Source organism: Ruegeria sp. AD6, assembly GCF_056542325.1.
This window is the reverse complement of the sequence record NZ_JBQFZQ010000002.1, coordinates 315942-332600: the sequence shown is the minus strand read 5'-3', so window position 1 is coordinate 332600 and position 16659 is coordinate 315942. Positions and strand designations below refer to the sequence as shown.

General features: G+C 58.3%; 15 protein-coding genes. 12 read left to right on the top strand and 3 right to left on the bottom strand.

The features are described from left to right. Positions 1–256: 256 nt before the first annotated feature. On the bottom strand, positions 257–910 hold the full coding sequence (locus ACR0KJ_RS08465; RefSeq protein ID WP_170736644.1) for a GntR family transcriptional regulator: 654 nt from the start codon (positions 908–910) through the stop codon (positions 257–259). Between the two features lie 208 nt (positions 911–1118). Here ACR0KJ_RS08465 and ACR0KJ_RS08460 point away from each other — a divergent pair, with 208 nt between their 5' ends. From ACR0KJ_RS08460 to ACR0KJ_RS08405, 12 genes are all read left to right on the top strand, one after another. After that, a complete protein-coding gene (locus ACR0KJ_RS08460; protein ID WP_480626428.1) occupies positions 1119–2201 on the top strand; it encodes a Gfo/Idh/MocA family protein in 1083 nt (360 codons plus the stop codon). Positions 2202–2299: 98 nt separating this feature from the next. Next, positions 2300–3310, top strand: coding sequence for a TRAP transporter substrate-binding protein DctP (gene dctP, locus ACR0KJ_RS08455; protein WP_480626427.1), 1011 nt, complete (start codon positions 2300–2302; stop codon positions 3308–3310). A 26-nt stretch (positions 3311–3336) separates the two neighbouring features. Continuing rightward, positions 3337–3912 (top strand): TRAP transporter small permease subunit, encoded by a 576-nt coding sequence (locus ACR0KJ_RS08450; RefSeq protein ID WP_170521464.1) that lies wholly within the window; start codon positions 3337–3339, stop codon positions 3910–3912. Continuing rightward, complete coding sequence (locus tag ACR0KJ_RS08445) at positions 3909–5204, top strand: TRAP transporter large permease (protein WP_008755425.1); 1296 nt, start codon at positions 3909–3911, stop codon at positions 5202–5204. Before ACR0KJ_RS08450 ends, ACR0KJ_RS08445 begins: the two co-directional genes overlap by 4 nt. Continuing rightward, positions 5204–7096 (top strand): bifunctional sugar phosphate isomerase/epimerase/4-hydroxyphenylpyruvate dioxygenase family protein, encoded by a 1893-nt coding sequence (locus ACR0KJ_RS08440; protein ID WP_480626426.1) that lies wholly within the window; start codon positions 5204–5206, stop codon positions 7094–7096. Before ACR0KJ_RS08445 ends, ACR0KJ_RS08440 begins: the two co-directional genes overlap by 1 nt. A gap of 8 nt (positions 7097–7104) precedes the next feature. Further along, the gene (locus ACR0KJ_RS08435) at positions 7105–7920 is read left to right on the top strand and encodes a citryl-CoA lyase (protein ID WP_480626448.1); all 816 of its coding nucleotides are present in this window, start codon (positions 7105–7107) and stop codon (positions 7918–7920) included. Continuing rightward, a complete protein-coding gene (locus tag ACR0KJ_RS08430) occupies positions 7910–9097 on the top strand; it encodes a Gfo/Idh/MocA family protein (protein WP_480626425.1) in 1188 nt (395 codons plus the stop codon). The genes ACR0KJ_RS08435 and ACR0KJ_RS08430 overlap by 11 nt, the downstream gene beginning before the upstream one ends. Next, entirely contained in the window at positions 9087–9761 is a 675-nt protein-coding gene (locus ACR0KJ_RS08425; RefSeq protein ID WP_480626424.1) for a hypothetical protein, read from the top strand. The genes ACR0KJ_RS08430 and ACR0KJ_RS08425 overlap by 11 nt, the downstream gene beginning before the upstream one ends. Next, on the top strand, positions 9754–10944 hold the full coding sequence (locus ACR0KJ_RS08420) for a Gfo/Idh/MocA family protein (RefSeq protein ID WP_480626423.1): 1191 nt from the start codon (positions 9754–9756) through the stop codon (positions 10942–10944). Before ACR0KJ_RS08425 ends, ACR0KJ_RS08420 begins: the two co-directional genes overlap by 8 nt. A gap of 154 nt (positions 10945–11098) precedes the next feature. Next, positions 11099–12013: a sugar phosphate isomerase/epimerase family protein gene (locus tag ACR0KJ_RS08415; protein WP_170521475.1), complete on the top strand. Its 915-nt coding sequence runs from the start codon at positions 11099–11101 to the stop codon at positions 12011–12013. Further along, positions 11994–13403: an aldehyde dehydrogenase family protein gene (locus ACR0KJ_RS08410; protein WP_480626422.1), complete on the top strand. Its 1410-nt coding sequence runs from the start codon at positions 11994–11996 to the stop codon at positions 13401–13403. The genes ACR0KJ_RS08415 and ACR0KJ_RS08410 overlap by 20 nt, the downstream gene beginning before the upstream one ends. Next, positions 13400–15184: a thiamine pyrophosphate-binding protein gene (locus ACR0KJ_RS08405; protein WP_480626421.1), complete on the top strand. Its 1785-nt coding sequence runs from the start codon at positions 13400–13402 to the stop codon at positions 15182–15184. The genes ACR0KJ_RS08410 and ACR0KJ_RS08405 overlap by 4 nt, the downstream gene beginning before the upstream one ends. 164 nt (positions 15185–15348) lie before the next feature. Here ACR0KJ_RS08405 and ACR0KJ_RS08400 read toward each other — a convergent pair whose 3' ends face one another. Both ACR0KJ_RS08400 and ACR0KJ_RS08395 read right to left on the bottom strand, forming a co-directional pair. Next, positions 15349–15747 (bottom strand): RidA family protein, encoded by a 399-nt coding sequence (locus ACR0KJ_RS08400; protein WP_480626420.1) that lies wholly within the window; start codon positions 15745–15747, stop codon positions 15349–15351. Continuing rightward, complete coding sequence (locus tag ACR0KJ_RS08395; protein ID WP_480626419.1) at positions 15748–16653, bottom strand: sugar kinase; 906 nt, start codon at positions 16651–16653, stop codon at positions 15748–15750. Positions 16654–16659 lie beyond the last annotated feature (6 nt).

Sequence of the window (16659 nt, the reverse complement as noted above, 5' to 3'; positions counted from 1 at the left end):
TCATCTCGCTTCAGCCTGACCGTTCGCTGTCACCAAGCGAACGGTCGTTCCGTCTCGCCGTCCTGACCTCTTCCACAACCTAAATCGATCAAGCACAGCAAATGCCCTTGTTGCGGATTGCGCGGGCAACGTTAGCGAGCAAGATCGAACGGCCGCTTTGGGACCTTCACAAATTTCTCGATGTAGCTGTGGAATTTTGAGGTAGTCTCTGCCAAATCGACCTGAAGAGGTCAAAGCACGCTATCCGTATGCCGCCCTACATAGCCTCCAGCGTGTGTGCGAGACCGTTTCGGATGTGATCTTCCAACAGCTTCTTGGCGGCACCAGCGTCTCGGGCCAATGCCGCATCGAACATGCCCTTGTGCTCTTTGACGGCCTCTTCGCCGCGATAGGTCAGCACAAGCATCTGATATCGCAAATACTTGTCGTAGATGATCGAGTGCAGAGACAGTAGGTTCCTCGAGTTGCAGGCCGCGATCATCGCCTGGTGAAACTCCCAGTCATATCGTTTCCAGGTTTCTTTCTCGGACTCGTCGCCCTTTAAAAGCTGCTGTTCCATCAGGTGCAGTTTGTGGTGTGCGGCAACCAGGTTGCCTTCCCAATCCGTATCACCGTTCGCAATGGACAACTCCAAAGCGTGGCATTCCAACAGGACCCGAAGCTCTGAAATCTCGGTCAGGTCTTCGCGGGAGACCGGCGTGACCAGGAAACCCCGTTGTTCGGGGGCTTCGACAAATCCGTCGCTGGCAAGCCTGTTCAAGGTCTCGCGAAGTGTCGACAGGCTTGCCGAATAGCGTTCCTTCAAGGCGTCCAGCTTCAGTTTGGAGCCGGGCTGCAGCTCTCCGAAGATGATATCCCGCTTGATGCGCTGATAGGTGCTTGCACCTATCGTAGACGGCTGCTTCGCCATGCGTTTCACCCGATATTCTTGGTTTCTTCGCTCAATTAGCATTTTTCAGGGGTATCAGCAATCCAAACCGATGTATGGTAAAAATAAAAATATCATACATTATTGCGGAATCGCAAAAACCCCAATACGGTCGCGGTCAAGTTGGGCAACGCTGCTCGGTCGAACATTCAGGTTTCGGAGATGTCCGAACCCTCCGGAAGGAAACACAGTGTCTCAGAACTTTCGCATTGCCATCATCGGCATTGGCCTTGTTGGACGCCGCCACGCGGACGCGATCCGGGCGTTGCGTCATGTCGATCTTGTGGCGGTCGTCGATCCCAGCGACGAGGGCCGTGCATATGCCGCCGAGCATGGTGTCGCGTGTTACAAGACCCTTGAGGATATGTTTGCCCACCAATCACCGGACGGCGCTGTGCTTGCGACCCCGACGACGTTGCATGTTGAACAGGGGCTGACATGCGTCCGACACGGGTGCCCTGTTCTGGTCGAAAAACCGATTGCTGTCGAAGCCAATGCAGCGCTTGCGCTGGTACAAGAGGCCGCGAAGGCAGATGTGCCGCTCATGGTCGGGCATCATCGACGGTACAACCCTTTGATCAAGTCCGCCAAGGAAGCGATTGCAGACGGGAAGATCGGCGATGTTCGCGCGGTTCATGCGAATTGCTGGTTTTACAAGCCAGACGCGTATTTTGAGTCCGCGCCCTGGCGCAAGAAACCCGGAGCGGGGCCCATCTCGGTCAATCTGGTCCATGACGTCGATCTTCTGCGCTATCTGGCCGGAGAGGTCGTGACCGTACAGGCGCAGTCCGCCGCATCGCAACGCGGATATGACAACGAAGATGTGGCTGGGGCGTTGCTGACATTCGAAGGCGGCGCGATCGGGACAATAACCGTGTCCGACAGCATCGTTGCCCCGTGGAGTTGGGAGATGACGTCCCAGGAATATCCGATTTACCCATCAACCACGGAAAGCAGTTATATGATCGGGGGATCTCATGGGTCCTTATCCGTCCCTGACCTTCGGCTCTGGAATTATCCGGGCGGGCAACGGGATTGGTGGACTCCGATCTCGTCAACGGCTCTGAAAAAGGGGGCTTCGGACCCTTTGGTCAATCAGCTCAGGCATTTTGTTGACGTGGCGCGCCACAAGGCAGAGCCGATTGTCTCCGGGTGGGAGGGGCTGAGGACGCTTCAAGTCATTGAAGCAATACAAAATTCCTGCCGGACGGGGGAAACCGTTAGGATAGAAAGCTATCAGCAGTCACCGCAGGCTCAGGTCTCAGTAATCTAAAATATCAGATATTTTGTAAAAAATCTTGCAAAATGTCCAAAATAGGTCAAAACTCGGAATCGTCAAAAAAACATCATGATGTCTCAGGGAGGAGCAAAGTGATTACCAAACTTACCCGCCGGGCTGCTGTATCAGCCCTGGTCGCAACCGGTGTTCTGTTCAGTGCAACAAATGGTGTGCTGGCAGAAGACAAAGTGCAACTGCGCCTCGCAACCTCCGGCTCGGAGACCGACCAGCGTTCGGTCGCCATGGCCGAAGTTTTTGCGCCCATGGTCGCCGATTTCGCAAGCTACGAGCCCAGCTATAACGGCACCATCTTCGCGCAAGGCACCGAGCTGGACGCCATCAGCCGGGGCAATCTGGAAATGTCGATCACCTCGGCGCAGGAACTGGCACAGTTCTTCCCCGAGTTTTCGATCTTTACCGCCGGCTATGTCCATCAGGACGCGGCGCATCAGGTTGCCGTCTTCAACGATCCCCTGATGGATGCCTTCAAGCAAAAAGCCGAGGATGAACTGGGCGTTAAACTGCTGTCGGTCATGTATCTGGGCCGTCGTCAGGTGAACTTGCGCCAACCCAAGGATGAATTGACGGTCACAACTCCGGCCGATCTGGAAGGCGTGAACTTGCGGATGCCGGGCACTGATGCGTGGCAGTTCCTTGGCAAGGCGCTGGGTGCTGCCCCAACTCCGATGGCCTTCTCTGAGGTCTATACTGCGCTGTCCACCGGCGCTGTTGACGGCCAGGACAACCCGCTGCCGACCGTGGTGGATGCCAAGTTCTACGAAGTGACCAATCAGATAATCCTGACGTCCCACCTGGTTGACCTGAACTACATCGCCATCGGCAAAGAGGTCTGGGACGGATTGACGCCGGAACAACAGGCCAAGGTTCAGGAAGCTGCGGACGCAGCAGCGGAATCGGGTCGCCAGAAGCAGCTTCAGAAGGAAGAGGATCTGGTCAGCTTCCTGAAAGAGCAGGGCATGGAAGTCTATGAGCCCGATCTGGCCGCGTTCCGCGATCAGGTACAGTCCATGTATCTTGAAAGCGAGTTTGCCGGGTCGTGGCCGGACGGCGTTCTGGAACAGATCAACGCGCTGGGCAACTAAGACCAATCACGGAAGGGAGAACCACCATGAAAGGCTTCATAAAGGGGTTCTCCCGACTGACCGAAGCGATTGCCGGCGGGATGCTGGCGGCAATCTTCCTGATCTTCCTTCTGCAAATTCTGTTGCGGTACTTCTTTACCCCCGCCGGATGGACGCTTGAACTGATCGGCATCCTCTGGGTCTGGGTGATCTTTTTCAGCTGCGCCTTCATCGTACGTGAACGGGATCATGTGAAGTTCGACATCATCTACCTGTCGGTGCCCCGACGTGTCCGTCAGGTCTTTGCGATGCTCGCAGCCGCCGCCATCGTCATTGGGATGCTCTACAGCTTTCTGCCGACCTGGGACTACATCGACTGGATGAAAATCCGCAAGACCGCGACGGTTCGCAACCCGTTCTCGGGCGAGAAGGTACCGCTGCGCACGGTGTTTTCGATCTATGCCGTGTTCATGCTGGTCGTAGCCGCACGCTATGCATGGCTGTTCTTCGACATCATGCGCAACGGCCCACCAAAAACTGAACTTGAAATGGTCGTGGGATTTAACGTGGTCGACGATCATCCCCGCGTTGACGTGGAAGACGACGAGGACGCAAGCAAATGAGCTTTGAACTTCTTTCCTGCCTGCTGACCCTTTTTGTTCTGGCAGGCATCGGGACACCTATCGGCTATTCCATCCTGTTGGCGTCACTGATGTATCTGGGTGTCGCTGGTCTGGACGTCGCGCTTGCGGGTGAGAAGATCCTGCAAGGCTTCTACAAAAGCACGATCCTGCTTGCCGTGCCTTTGTTCATCGTCGCCGCCAATATCATGAATGCGGGCTCGATCACGGACCGTCTGCTGAATTTCTGCGTCGCTGCGGTCGGGCGGTTCAAGGGCGGTCTTGGGCACGTCAACGTTGTGGCGTCTTTGATCTTTTCCGGCATGTCCGGTTCTGCCGTCGCGGATGCGGCGGGGATCGGCAAGATCATCATTGAGATGATGACCAAGGATGGCCGCTACAGCCGAGGTTACGCAGCCGCAATCACGGCGGCCTCGGCGACGATCGGCCCGATCATTCCGCCCTCGATCCCGATGGTTCTGTATGCGCTCGTTTCCAAGGCCTCTATCGGCTCGCTGTTCCTGGCAGGTATTCTGCCGGGCCTGATCATGGGCGTCGTCCTGATGGCGATGAACTACTATCTGGCTGGAAAGCGGAACTTTGCACTGGAAGAACCTGTTCCGCTGCGCGAGTTGCCCGCAAAAACCGCCAACGCGTTTCCGGCGCTGCTTATGCCTGCGATCCTGCTGTACGGCATCTACGGTGGCGTCACCACGCCGACCGAGGCCGCCGCCGTGGCTGCCTTCTACGCCCTGCTGCTGGCAGCGTTGTTCTACCGCGCGCTGACCTTCCGTGGCCTTTATCAGGTGTTCGTCGACAGCGCGCGCTCTTCTGCCGCCGTCGGGGTGGTCATTGGTGGCGCGTTCATTCTGAACTTCATCGTCATTCAGGAGCAAATCCCGCAGTCGATCTCGGCCCTGCTGGAGGGTTCGGATGTCAGCCCGATTGTCTTCCTGATCCTCGTCAACCTGCTGATCCTTGCCTTGGGGTGCGTGCTGGACGCGACGACGATCATTCTGGTGATTGTGCCCCTGTTCATTCCAACCTGCGAAGCGCTTGGGATTGATCTGGTGCATTTCGGAGTGCTGGTCGTCGTGAACTCGATGATCGGTCTGATCACGCCGCCCTATGGCATCCTGCTCTTTGTGATCAACGCCGTGACGGACATTCCGCTGCGTGAAATCATCTCGGAAATCTGGGCCTTTCTGGCGGTGCTCATCTTCGCACTGATGATCATGATGTTGATGCCCGATCTGGTCCTGTGGTTGCCGCGTCTGTTCGGGTATCAGGGGTAATGTGCCTGTCGGTTTCGACAACCTCCATACCCGGCGATCTGGCAGAGAAGCTGCACGCCATCGCCGGGGCTGGATTTGACGGCGTCGAGTTGCACGAACCTGACCTGACCGCGTTTGACGGGCCGCCTTCGCACATCCGCGATATTGCGTCGGACCTCGGCCTGAAGATTTGCCTGCTGCAGCCGTTCCATAACCTCGAAGGTCAGACCGGCCCGGGGCGGGAACGCGCCTTTGACCGGCTAAGGCGTAAATTCGATCTGATGGATGCGTTGGGCACAGATCTTTTGCTTGTGGGGTCCGCGTTCGAAGTGGGCACTGATGCCACCGAAGAACAGGTGATCGCGGACCTTGGCGAGGCGACCGAGATCGCCAAACAGATGGGGCTGCGTCTGGCCTATATGGGCTTGCCATGGTCCGATCTTATCCACTCGGACGAACAGGCGCTGCGCATTGTCGAGGCGATTGACAGCCCTCATTTCGGGTTGGCCCTGAACTCATTTTTCTCGCTCGCCGACGGGTCCAAACCAGCCCGCCTTCGGGACATCCCCGGAGAGCGGCTGTTCCATGTGCAACTGTCCGACGCGCCCCGGCTTGAGATGGATATTCGCAGGCTCAAACGGCATTTCGGGCTTTTGCCGGGGCTCGGCGCGCTCAACCTTGCGGGCTTCGTTCGGGTGTTGTCCCGCGCCGGGTACAAGGGGCCCTGGTCCATCGCCCGCGTCAACGAGGCGGCCCCCCAACCCGGAGGTCGCACACTGGCCCGCGACAGCTACAGGTCGCTGGTGAACCTTCTGGATGAGGTGTCGCGGACCGAGCCGCGCGCAGATTATGGCATCCCGAACCTGCCCGAACGCGTCTATGCGTCGGGCTTTGAGTTCGTCGAATTCACAGCCGACGAGGTAAGCGGTGCGCAACTGGCAGATATGCTGTCAGCCATGTGTTTTCGAATGGAGCGAAAACACGTCAGCAAATCCGTCGAGCTGTGGCGGCAAGGCGCGATCAACATCGTGGTGAATACCGAAAAGGAAGGTTTCGCCCATTCAGCCTTGCTGGGCCACGGCCCATCGGTCTGTGACATGGGATTGCGCGTCAAGGATGCGGATCAGACGGTTCAGCGGGCTACCGCGCTGGGGGCCCCGGATTTTTCGCAGCCGGTAGGAACCGGAGAGCTGGATATCCCGGCCATTCGGGGTGTCGGTGGTAACGTCGTTCATTTTATCGATGAGAAATCCGATCTGCATCGGGTGTGGGATATCGAATTCGAGCCGGTTGCGAAAACAAAGGCGACCCAACCCGCCGGTCTGCGTCGCATCGACCATCTGGCCCAGACCATGCGCCACGATGAGATGCAAAGCTGGCTGCTCTACTACATTTCGACCTTTGAGATGGCAAAGTCGCCCATCGTGAACGTCGCCGACCCGTCGGGTGTTGTGCAAAGCCAGGCCATCGAAAGCCCTGAGGGCGAAGTGCGTCTAAACCTGAACGGGGCCGTTGGTCGTCGGACTTTGGCGGCGTCATTCCTGGAAGACGGTTTCGGAGCAGGCGTTCAGCACATCGCCTTTCAATCGGACGACATATTTGAAACCTCGGCACAATTGCGCAAGTCCGGCTTTCCCAGCCTGACGATTCCGGAAAACTACTACGCCGATCTGCAAGCGACTTTCGGGTTGGATGACGATCTTATCGCCCAAATGCGTCGGGGCAACATCCTTTACGACCGGGCAACGGGTGCCGAGTATTTTCAGATCTACAGCCGCCCCATCTTTAACGGCTTCTTCTTTGAAATTGTTGAACGCCGCGCGGGCTATGCCGGGTATGGCGCGCGCAATGCACCCATTCGCCTTGCTGCACAACGCAAAACCCAAGCGGTGAAAGAGGTGCAGACGCAATGACCACACAGATGACAAGTGATGAGCGCGCGGTTCGCCAATGGTGGCGAACGTCCATCATCGACATGAAACCCGGCCAGATTGCTTTTCGTGGCCATCCTATCGAAGACCTGATTGGGAACGTCTCGTTCCCGCAGATGATCTGGCTGATGGTACGGGGCGATCTGCCAAGCGACGCGCGGGCGCGTTTGTTCGAGGCCGCTTTGGTCGCAGGTGTGGATCACGGCCCACAGGCCCCCTCGATCGCGGCGGCGCGTATGGCTGCGACCTGCGGGGTTGGTCTCAACAACGCGATGGCGACTGCGGTGAACATGCTGGGCGATGTACATGGCGGGGCAGGGGAGCAATGCGCCGAGCTGTATTATGATATCGCCGCCCGCATGGATGCGGGGGCTGCGTTGAATGACGCGGTTCGGGACGGTCTGGACAGCTGGCGCGAGACCTACGGCAAGATCGTATCGGGCTTTGGCCACAGATTTCACAAACCCGTCGATCCACGCGCCCCCCGGCTGATGCAGCTTGTTCGTGACGCGGCGGCAGAAGGCACAGTATCCGGCCGCTTTGCCGATATCGGAGAAGAGGTGCAGGCCGAGCTTGGCCGCCAACGCGGCGGTCGGCCCATCGCCATGAATATCGACGGTGCAACGGCGGTGATCTTTTGCGAACTTGGCTTTCCCGCGCCCCTGTCGCGGGGGCTGTTCTGCCTGTCCCGCTCGGTTGGAATACTCGCCCACGCCTGGGAACAGATGGGGCAGGGCGGGCGCAACAAAGGGCCCATGCCCCCGAATTACTTACCCCTCTACGAAGACAGGAATGATGACAATTGAGACATCGAAATCCTTCCGGGTCGGCCTTATCGGCTGTGGTCGTATCAGCGATATCTATCTAAAAACACTATCAAAATTTTCGAACGTCGAGGTCGTGGCATGTGCAAGCCTCAATCCTTCGGAAAGCCGCGCCAAGGCGGATCAATACGGCATCTCCAGGGCCTGCACGCCGGATGACGTGTTCGATGATCCAACGATTGACTGCGTTCTGAACCTGACAATACCAGCCGCCCATGCCGAAATCAGCCTGCGTGCGTTGGAGGCGGGCAAGCACGTCTATTCCGAGAAGCCGCTGGTTATGAATCGAACGGATGGCAAGGCGATCCTGCACATGGCCTCACAAAAGGGGCTGCTGGTCGGCTGCGCGCCCGACACGTTTCTGGGCGGTCGTTGGCAGACCGTTCGCCGGTTGATCGATGAAGGCGCGATTGGGAATCCAACAGGGGTTTTCGCCCATGTCGGTACCCACGGGACAGAACGCCACCATCCCAACCCGGATTTCTACTACAAGGCGGGTGGCGGGCCCTTGCTGGACCTTGGGCCATACTACCTGACTGCCATGATCTGTTGCCTTGGTCCCGTTGACCGCGTCGCAGGAATGGCGCGACGCACGTTCGACAAAAGGATGATCGAAAATGGCCCGCGCAACGGCGAATGGATGGATGTCGAGGTCGACACACACTCCCTGAGCCTGCTGCAGTTCTCATCCGGCGCAATCGGGTCGATGACCATGAGCTTCGACATCTGGGACAGCGAAGCGCCCCGGTTCGAGATTTATGGTGAAGACGGGACCATCAGCATCCCCGACCCTGACCCGGTTCATGGTGCCAATATCTTTCAAGGGGATGTCTGGCTGAAAACGCGGGAGACCTCGCGCTGGTCTCATCAGCCTCGTCCAACCGGTCGCGAAGACTGGCAGGTGGTCGAAAACAAACACGGGTTTAACGAAGACAGCCGTGGCCTCGGCCTGTTGGATCTTGCCCTGGCGGCACAAGAAGGACGCCAACCCCGTGCAAGTGGTGCGCTGGCCTATCACGTGTTCGAGGTCATGGACGCGATTGAACGGGCACCGAAATTCGGTGCCTACCAGACAATAGAAAGCCGATGCGAAGCGCCTGCACCTCTGCCGTTCGATTTCCTGAACGATGAGAGGAAGGAGCTGGTCCATGCCGATTGAGACACTCGACTTTGCACAGCCATTCTTTCGCGTCCAGCACATCACTGATGAAGACAGAGTATCTGTCGAGGGTCGTGCCATTGTTCTGAACCTCGGGGGAAGGGACCTCGCGGTCGAGGATCAGACCGTTGCGCCGCTTTCGTCGGTGATCGTGCAGAACAGCACCGTCCAAAACGTGGAACGTGCGGTCATTGTTCATGGTTTCGACGCCCACGCCGATGACAATACGCTGTTCGCATGGGTGAAGGATACATGGCCTTCAGCCTTTGATGTTCGCCAGGAAGAGCGTCTGCGCGGTGTCAGCCACTACATGTCGCCAAAGGTCTTCGTGGGTAACGTTGGACTGACCATGTACCACTCGGGCTCAGTTCCACTGAATGTCGGATTGCATAAGGATCATCCGTTCTGCCCGGTTCCGGGGTTTCGCGAAGTGCATACGCAAATCGTAGGCTTTGGCAAAATGCAGCAATGCCGCGAACGGGACGTTGAAACCCTTTATCTCGAAGAATTCATGGCCCCCGGCACGACGCACAAGCCGATGTATGACGCCGAAGGCAACTATCCCTGGCATCAGTACGAGACGATCACCCCCAGCATCTTCATGGCGGTTGAAATCCTGCCCGAAGGCGCACGGGTCCCGGACATGGAGGTTCAGAATGGCTGAGCGGCTTCTACCCGGAACCCTGAATTTTGACGGTCCTTTTCCCCGCTTATCTCGCCGTTTGCGGTTGGGCGTTGTTGGCGGTGGGCGTATCTCGGTAACGCAAGCAACGGCGGCCCGGATGACCGACCGGTGGGAGGTCGCCGCAGGCGCGCTCAGTTCTGACGCTGTGCGCAGCAAGGCGCGCGGGGCTGAGTGGTATCTGCCAGCAGACAGGTGCTATGCGTCATTCGACGAGATGGCACAGGCCGAGGCGGCACGTCCGGATGGTGTGGACGCGGTGATGATCACCACCCCGAACCACGTTCATTTCGACGCGGCCAAAGCCTTTCTGGAGGCGGGCATTGACGTGCTGTGCGACAAGCCCCTGACCAACGAAGTCGCCGAGGCAGAAGGGCTTGAGGGGATCACCGCGCGCACGGGGCACGTCTTTGCCGTCGGCTATGCAATGTCGTGTTTTCCTGTGATCCGTCAGGCCAAGCAGATCGTTGCAGAAGGCGGCATCGGTAAGATCAACCAAATCCACGTCGAGTTCATGCAAGACTGGATGACGCCCGAAGATGTGGCCGATGCGCCCCATGTGAAATGGCGGCTGGACCCAAAGATTTCTGGCCCGACCAGTTGTGTCGGCGATATCGGCACCCACGCCGCGCATCTTGCCAGTTTTGTCTCGGGCCTGCCCATGACCGATCTGAGGGCCGAGTTCCATGTCTGCGGCGCGCCAAAGCCTCTGGAAGACACGGTATTCATGTTCACCCGCTATCAAAATGAGGTTCCGGGCACACTCATGGCAACGCGCCTCGCCCCCGGAAACCGGGGCGGGTTGCGGTTGCGGGTCTTCGGCAGCGAAGGGGGCTTGGAGTGGGATCTTGAGAACTCGGAACAGCTGAAGTTCAATCGGTTCGGAGAGCCGGACCGTATCATCAGCCGAGGTCACGGGCACGGCATCGGCCCCGGTGCGGAACGTCTGGTCCGGACCGCGCGCGGCTTCCCCGAGGGGATTATCGAAGCCTGGGCTAATCTTTATACTGAGTTCGCAATGGCAGTGGCCGCGCGCCGGGATGGCGTCGCGATTCCGGCCGACTGGCTGACCTATCCCAGTGTCAATCAAGGGGTAGACGGTGTCCGATTCATTGATGCCTCCGTGCGCTCTCACCAGTCCGGAGGTGACTGGGTCACTCTCTAAGGCTTTGCCAACACGAATGTAAAACACGCCCGGGCTATTGCTCGGGCGTTTTCATTTTCTGCTCAGCATTAAAAGTTGATATTTTTAAAAATATCATATATTTTTTACTACGTGTGATGAATTTGAGATTCGCAGACACGTGGAGCTGTCGTTCATGGTGAAACCCGAAGAGGCTGGCGCAAGCCCCTCTCTCTATTCCTTGGCGCATCTGACGCTGATTGGCTGTACGCCGCCCGAGCTGGTCTATATCGCTGCGCGGGCCGGGTACGATGCCGTCAGCCCCCGGTTCATTCCGATGCATGTGCCCGGTGAATTCACTCAATCCCCGATCGACAAGGCGCAGGTGCAGGCCACCAAAACTGCTCTTTCTACCACCGGCCTGAAGGTTCTGGATATCGAGATTGCGCGCATCACCGAAGATGTTGACCCGCGCAGTTTTGAACCTTCTCTGGAGATCGGCGGGGAGCTGGGCGCCAAGCGCATGATCATGAGCGCGTGGACCAACACCCGCGATGATCGTGACTTTCTGATCGACGTCTATTCCGAAACCTGCGAACTGGCCGCGCCCTATGGACTAACTGTGGACTTGGAATTCCCAAGCTTCTCCCGCTTGCGCACTCTGGACGAGGCACTTGATATCGTCCGCGCCTCCGATCAGCCCAATGGCGGTATTCTGGTCGATACACTCTATCTGCACCTCAGTCGTGTGGATTTGGGTGAACTTCTGCATGTCCCCTCGGACCTGTTTCACTTCCTGCATATCTCTGATTGCCTGCCCGGCATCGCCGATACGCGCGAGGGCATGATCCAACTGGCCCGTGATGCGCGGCTTTATCCCGGCGAAGGCTGGATCGATTTCACCGGCATCATCGAACGGATGCCACCCGTCGATTATTCCATCGAACTGCCCAACCAAAGCCGCGTTGCCGAGTTGGGATATGAGGAACACGCGCGTCGCTGTCTCAGCCACGCCAAGCGAACATTCGGTGCAGCGCGGTCACAGCGCCGTATGCCCGATGCAGCCATTCTAAAACACCAAGAGGATCACCATGGGCAAAGAGCTCACTGAAAACGACCGCAACATGGCGGGCGACATGCTGGCACGCGCCCGCGCTGCCATGGCCGAGATCGAGGATTGGGATCAGGACAGGCTGGACCGCCTGTCTCAGGCCATTGCGTGGTATGCGGGGAACGAGAAGACCTTTACCCGTCTGGCCCAGCAGGGCGTGGACGAAAGCGGTATCGGAGATCGTGAAGGACGCCCTGCGAAACGGTTCAAAATCCATATGGTACTGCGTGATGTCTTGCGCACGCCGTCGACCGGGATCGTCGAAGTCGACGAAGAAAAAGGGCTGGTGAAATACGCCAAACCCGCCGGTGTGATCGCATCCCTGATCCCCATGACCAACCCGGCGATGACACCGCCGGTGACTGGCGTGTCCGCCGCGAATGCCCGGAATGCGGTCATCTTCAGCCCACACCCACGAACCGCCCACACCACCTTTGAAATGGTCGAGGTCATGCGCGCAGCCTGTCGAGCAGCAGGCGCGCCCGAAGACCTGTTTCAATCCATTCGCAAACCGTCGATCCCATTGACGCAACATCTGATGGAGATTTGCGACCTGACTCTGGCAACGGGCGGTAAGCCCATGGTCAAAGCGGCCTACAGTTCCGGACGTCCGGCCTATGGCGTCGGCGCGGGCAATTCCTCCATCGTCATCGATGAGACAGCCGATCTGGATATCGCGGCGCAGAACACGCGTATATCAAAGACCTCTGATTTTGGGTCCGGTTGTTCAGCCGACGGCAACATCATCATCCAGCGCTCGGTCTACGACGATATGGTCAAAGCGCTTGAAGCCGAAGGTGGCTACCTGTGTTCGGACGAAGAGAAGGCCATGCTCGAAGCAGCCATGTGGGACGAAAAGGGCAACCGCACGTTCCCGACCATCGCCTGTCCGCCGCAGCAAACGGCCAAAGTTGCCGGGTTCTCGATCCCCGAAGATCGCAAGTTTCTGATGGTCGAAAATCAAGGGCAAATCGGGCCGCAGCACAAGTTCTCCAGGGAAAAACTGACCACTCTGATGGCGCTTTATCATTTCGACACCTTCGATGACGCGCTGGAAGCGGTCAGCCAGATCTACAACACCGGGGGCAAGGGACATTCCTGCGGCATCTATAGCCACAATGACGATCACATTGACCGGTTGGCGCGTCTGGCTCCGGTCAGCCGCATAATGGTGCGGCAGCCGCAATCCAAGGCCAACGCAGGTGCATGGACCAACGGTATGCCCATGACCAGCAGCCTGGGCTGCGGCATCTGGGGCGGCAACATCACCAATGAAAACGTCACCATGAAACACATGATGAACTACACCTGGGTCAGCCGTCCGATCCCCGAGGATCGCCCCTCGGAACCGGACCTGTTCGGTGAGTTCTACGGGCAGGAGGTCGCATGATGGACGGAGCGAAACTGGAAGGCAAAACCGTTGCCGAACATATCGTTGACTTTCTCGAACGCCGTGAGGTCAAACATGTATTCGGCCTGTGCGGACATACGAATATCGCGGTTCTGGCCGCTTTGGCCGAAAGCCCGATTGATTTCGTCACGGTGCGGCACGAACAAATCGCCAGCCACGCGGCAGACGCTTATGCCCGCGTGACGGGCAAGGCCTCGGTGGTGTTGTCACACCTCTCCCCAGGTTTGACAAACTGTGCCACCGGGGTCGCCAACGCGGCCTTGGACTGTATCCCTATGGTCGTGATCGCAGGCGACATTCCAACGCATTACTATGGTAAACACCCGCATCAGGAGGTGAACCTGCACGCAGATGCGGCCCAGTGGGAGATCTATCGCCCCTTTGTCAAACGTGCCTGGCGGGTGGATCGCGCGGACCTGATGGCCGAAATCTTGGAAAAGGCGTTCCATCTGGCCGAAAGCGGCCAGCCCGGGCCGGTGCTGGTCAATGTGCCGATGGACATCTTCTCTGAAGTGATCCCCTCGGACAGTTTCGACCGTATCCTTAATAACACGCGCGCGCTCAAGAAACCGTCGATTGACGATGAAACAGCGCGAGAGACTGTCGAAGCACTGGCGAAGGCCGAAAACCCAGTCGCTTATGTCGGCGGCGGTATCCTGTTGGCACAGGCTAGCGAGGAGTTGCGCGAGTTTGTTGAACATATGGGCCTGCCCGTCGCGCATTCCCTGATGGGCAAGGGCGCATTGCGGGACGACCATCCGCTGGTGCTGGGTATGACCGGGTTTTGGGGCACCGAGTTGGTGAACCAGTCCTGCCTGAATGCGGATTACATCTTTGCCGTAGGAACAAGGTTCAAAGAGGCTGATTGTTCCAGCTGGTATCCCGGCTATACGTTCAACATTCCCGGCTCAAAGGTCATTCATATCGACATCGAACCGCAGGAGATCGGCCGGAATTATCCCACCGAGATCGGCGTGGTCGCAGATGCCAAAGCCGCGCTGCGCGTTCTGACCCGCGTTGCCCGCGAGATGTATCCCGACGGCTTCAACCGTCCCGTGCTGGAACAGAAGATCGCTGACTTCCGAACGGAGTTCAAAGCGCGCAACGTGGACATGGCGACCTCAGCAGCCTTTCCGATGATGCCCGAGCGCATTCTGGCGGATACGCGCAAGGCCCTGCCCGAGGACGCCATCATCACCACGGACGTTGGCTGGAACAAAAACGGAGTTGGCCAGCAATTCGATATCCTGACCCCCGGTTCGATCCTGACACCGGGCGGATTCGCAACGATGGGTTTCGGCCCTCCGGGCGCGATCGGCGCGAAACTGGCAGCACCCGATCGCGTGGTGATCAGCCTGGTGGGCGATGGTGGTTTCGGCCAAAACCCCTCGATGCTGGCGACGGCGGTCGAACTTGATCTGGGCATCATCTGGCTGGTGATGAACAACAACGCCTTCGGCACCATCGCAGGTCTGCAAAAGGCGCATTACGGTCTGACCTATGGCACAACCTTCCCCGGATCAGCTGCCGCACCCGCCAACGGACCGGGCTATGCCGAGATTGCGAGGGCCTATGGTGCGGAAGGGCATAGGCTGAGCGCCGCTGATGAGTTGTTGCCCGCGTTGGAAGCAGCAATCGCCAGCGGCAAGCCAACCGTGCTCGACGTGCCAATGATCAACAACCCGACGCCAACGACCGGGCACTGGAACATCTTGGACATATACTCGCCTGACAAGGATGTGTCGCACGTCGCGACGTGACGAAACCGGGCGCGTCAGACGCGCCCAGTTTCTTGTGCCAATGCTCATCCATGTTTGGCGAAATTTTAATCGCTTTTGCGATTGCAAGTGCATCTTCAAGTTTGACGCCAAAGTAGCGAAGGTATTGTGAACGTCGGCTTCCTGCAATCTGGCCCGTCTACAGTTCACCCAACCGGCTTATAAACAACCGCGTCGATCTCGACTTTGGCGTCGACCATGATTTGCGAGCGGACAGTGGATCGGGCGGGGCCGCCATTGGGGAAATAGCTCGCGTAGACCTTGTTGAAGGTCCAGAAGTCACGTGGATCGTCCAGCCAGACGCCGACCTTGGCGATATCGTCCAGCGTACAATCCGCAAGTGCCAACGCGGCGATCAGGTTTTCCATGGTTCTTCGGGTTTGCGCCTCGATGCCTCCGGGTTCGATTTCACCGTTTTCCTTCATCGCGACCTGGCCCGAGATGAACACGAAATCTCCGGCACGCACTGCGGGCGCAAAGGGTAGTGGCTGGCCGCCTGCTCCGGTTTTGTCATCGCCCAAGCGTTGGATTGTTTTCTCAGACATTCAGGTTATTCCTTCTGTTAACTCATCTGGGTAGGGGATGGGGGCGACGGCGCCAAAGCCCGTGGTCGACAGTGCGGCCCCGCGGTTGGCAAGCTCGGCGGATGTCAGTGCGTTCCTAGTGCGCAGGTAGGAGGACAGGAAAATGCCGTTGAAACAGTCGCCAGCACCGGTGGCGTCTACGGCATCGACCTTTAATCCGGGCAAGCTGTGGATACCGTCGCCTTGTGACAGTGCGACGCCGTCCGACCCCAGCGTGAGGGCCACGATTTCAGCCCCCAGATCATGGTAGAAGCCGATGATGTCCGCAGGGCTGTGAAGACCCGTCAATTGTCGTGCGTCGTCCAGTCCGGGTAACGCGATCCGGCAGTTTCGCATTGCGTCATGTGTGACCGCGCGGGCCTGTTCCAGCGACCACAGGGCGGTGCGCAGATTGGGATCGATGGCAACCGGTACACCAGCAGCGCGCGCGGTGCGGATGGCGTGCTGCGTTGTCGCGCGCAGGTCGTCGCTCACCCCGAGACTGATGCCGGAGGTGTAGAACATCCCGGCATTTGCGATGGCTTCATTGGGCACATCGCGCGGAGTCATCCGGCTCGCGGCAGAACCCTTTCGGCGATAGACGAACTGGTGCCCGCCTTCGTCATGGAAGACAAAGTACATGCCGGTCTCACCATCGGGGACCTGCGCCACATGGGTATGATCCACCCCCTCGCGCGACCATAAGCCCCTCAGTTGCTCGCCAAAGTGATCAGCCCCAACCCGCGAGATGAGTGCGCTTTTAGTACCCTGCCGGGCTGCTGCCACCGCCACGTTCGAGACATCGCCACCAAAGCCGCTTTGGAACGTGCCGTCCGGTTGGGCGTTCAGTTCAAACAGGGGCTCGCCCAGACAGATCAGGTCACGCATCGCGCC

Coding starts and splice junctions, on each gene's coding strand:
- ACR0KJ_RS08445 (WP_008755425.1), top strand. CDS start 3,909: ATGAGCTTTGAACTTCTTTCCTGCCTGCTGACCCTTTTTGTTCTGGCA.
- ACR0KJ_RS08425 (WP_480626424.1), top strand. CDS start 9,087: ATGCCGATTGAGACACTCGACTTTGCACAGCCATTCTTTCGCGTCCAG.
- ACR0KJ_RS08405 (WP_480626421.1), top strand. CDS start 13,400: ATGATGGACGGAGCGAAACTGGAAGGCAAAACCGTTGCCGAACATATC.
- ACR0KJ_RS08420 (WP_480626423.1), top strand. CDS start 9,754: ATGGCTGAGCGGCTTCTACCCGGAACCCTGAATTTTGACGGTCCTTTT.
- ACR0KJ_RS08400 (WP_480626420.1), bottom strand. CDS start 15,747: ATGTCTGAGAAAACAATCCAACGCTTGGGCGATGACAAAACCGGAGCA.
- ACR0KJ_RS08435 (WP_480626448.1), top strand. CDS start 7,105: ATGACAAGTGATGAGCGCGCGGTTCGCCAATGGTGGCGAACGTCCATC.
- ACR0KJ_RS08415 (WP_170521475.1), top strand. CDS start 11,099: ATGGTGAAACCCGAAGAGGCTGGCGCAAGCCCCTCTCTCTATTCCTTG.
- ACR0KJ_RS08430 (WP_480626425.1), top strand. CDS start 7,910: ATGACAATTGAGACATCGAAATCCTTCCGGGTCGGCCTTATCGGCTGT.
- ACR0KJ_RS08395 (WP_480626419.1), bottom strand. CDS start 16,653: ATGCGTGACCTGATCTGTCTGGGCGAGCCCCTGTTTGAACTGAACGCC.
- ACR0KJ_RS08410 (WP_480626422.1), top strand. CDS start 11,994: ATGGGCAAAGAGCTCACTGAAAACGACCGCAACATGGCGGGCGACATG.
- ACR0KJ_RS08450 (WP_170521464.1), top strand. CDS start 3,337: ATGAAAGGCTTCATAAAGGGGTTCTCCCGACTGACCGAAGCGATTGCC.
- ACR0KJ_RS08465 (WP_170736644.1), bottom strand. CDS start 910: ATGGCGAAGCAGCCGTCTACGATAGGTGCAAGCACCTATCAGCGCATC.
- ACR0KJ_RS08440 (WP_480626426.1), top strand. CDS start 5,204: ATGTGCCTGTCGGTTTCGACAACCTCCATACCCGGCGATCTGGCAGAG.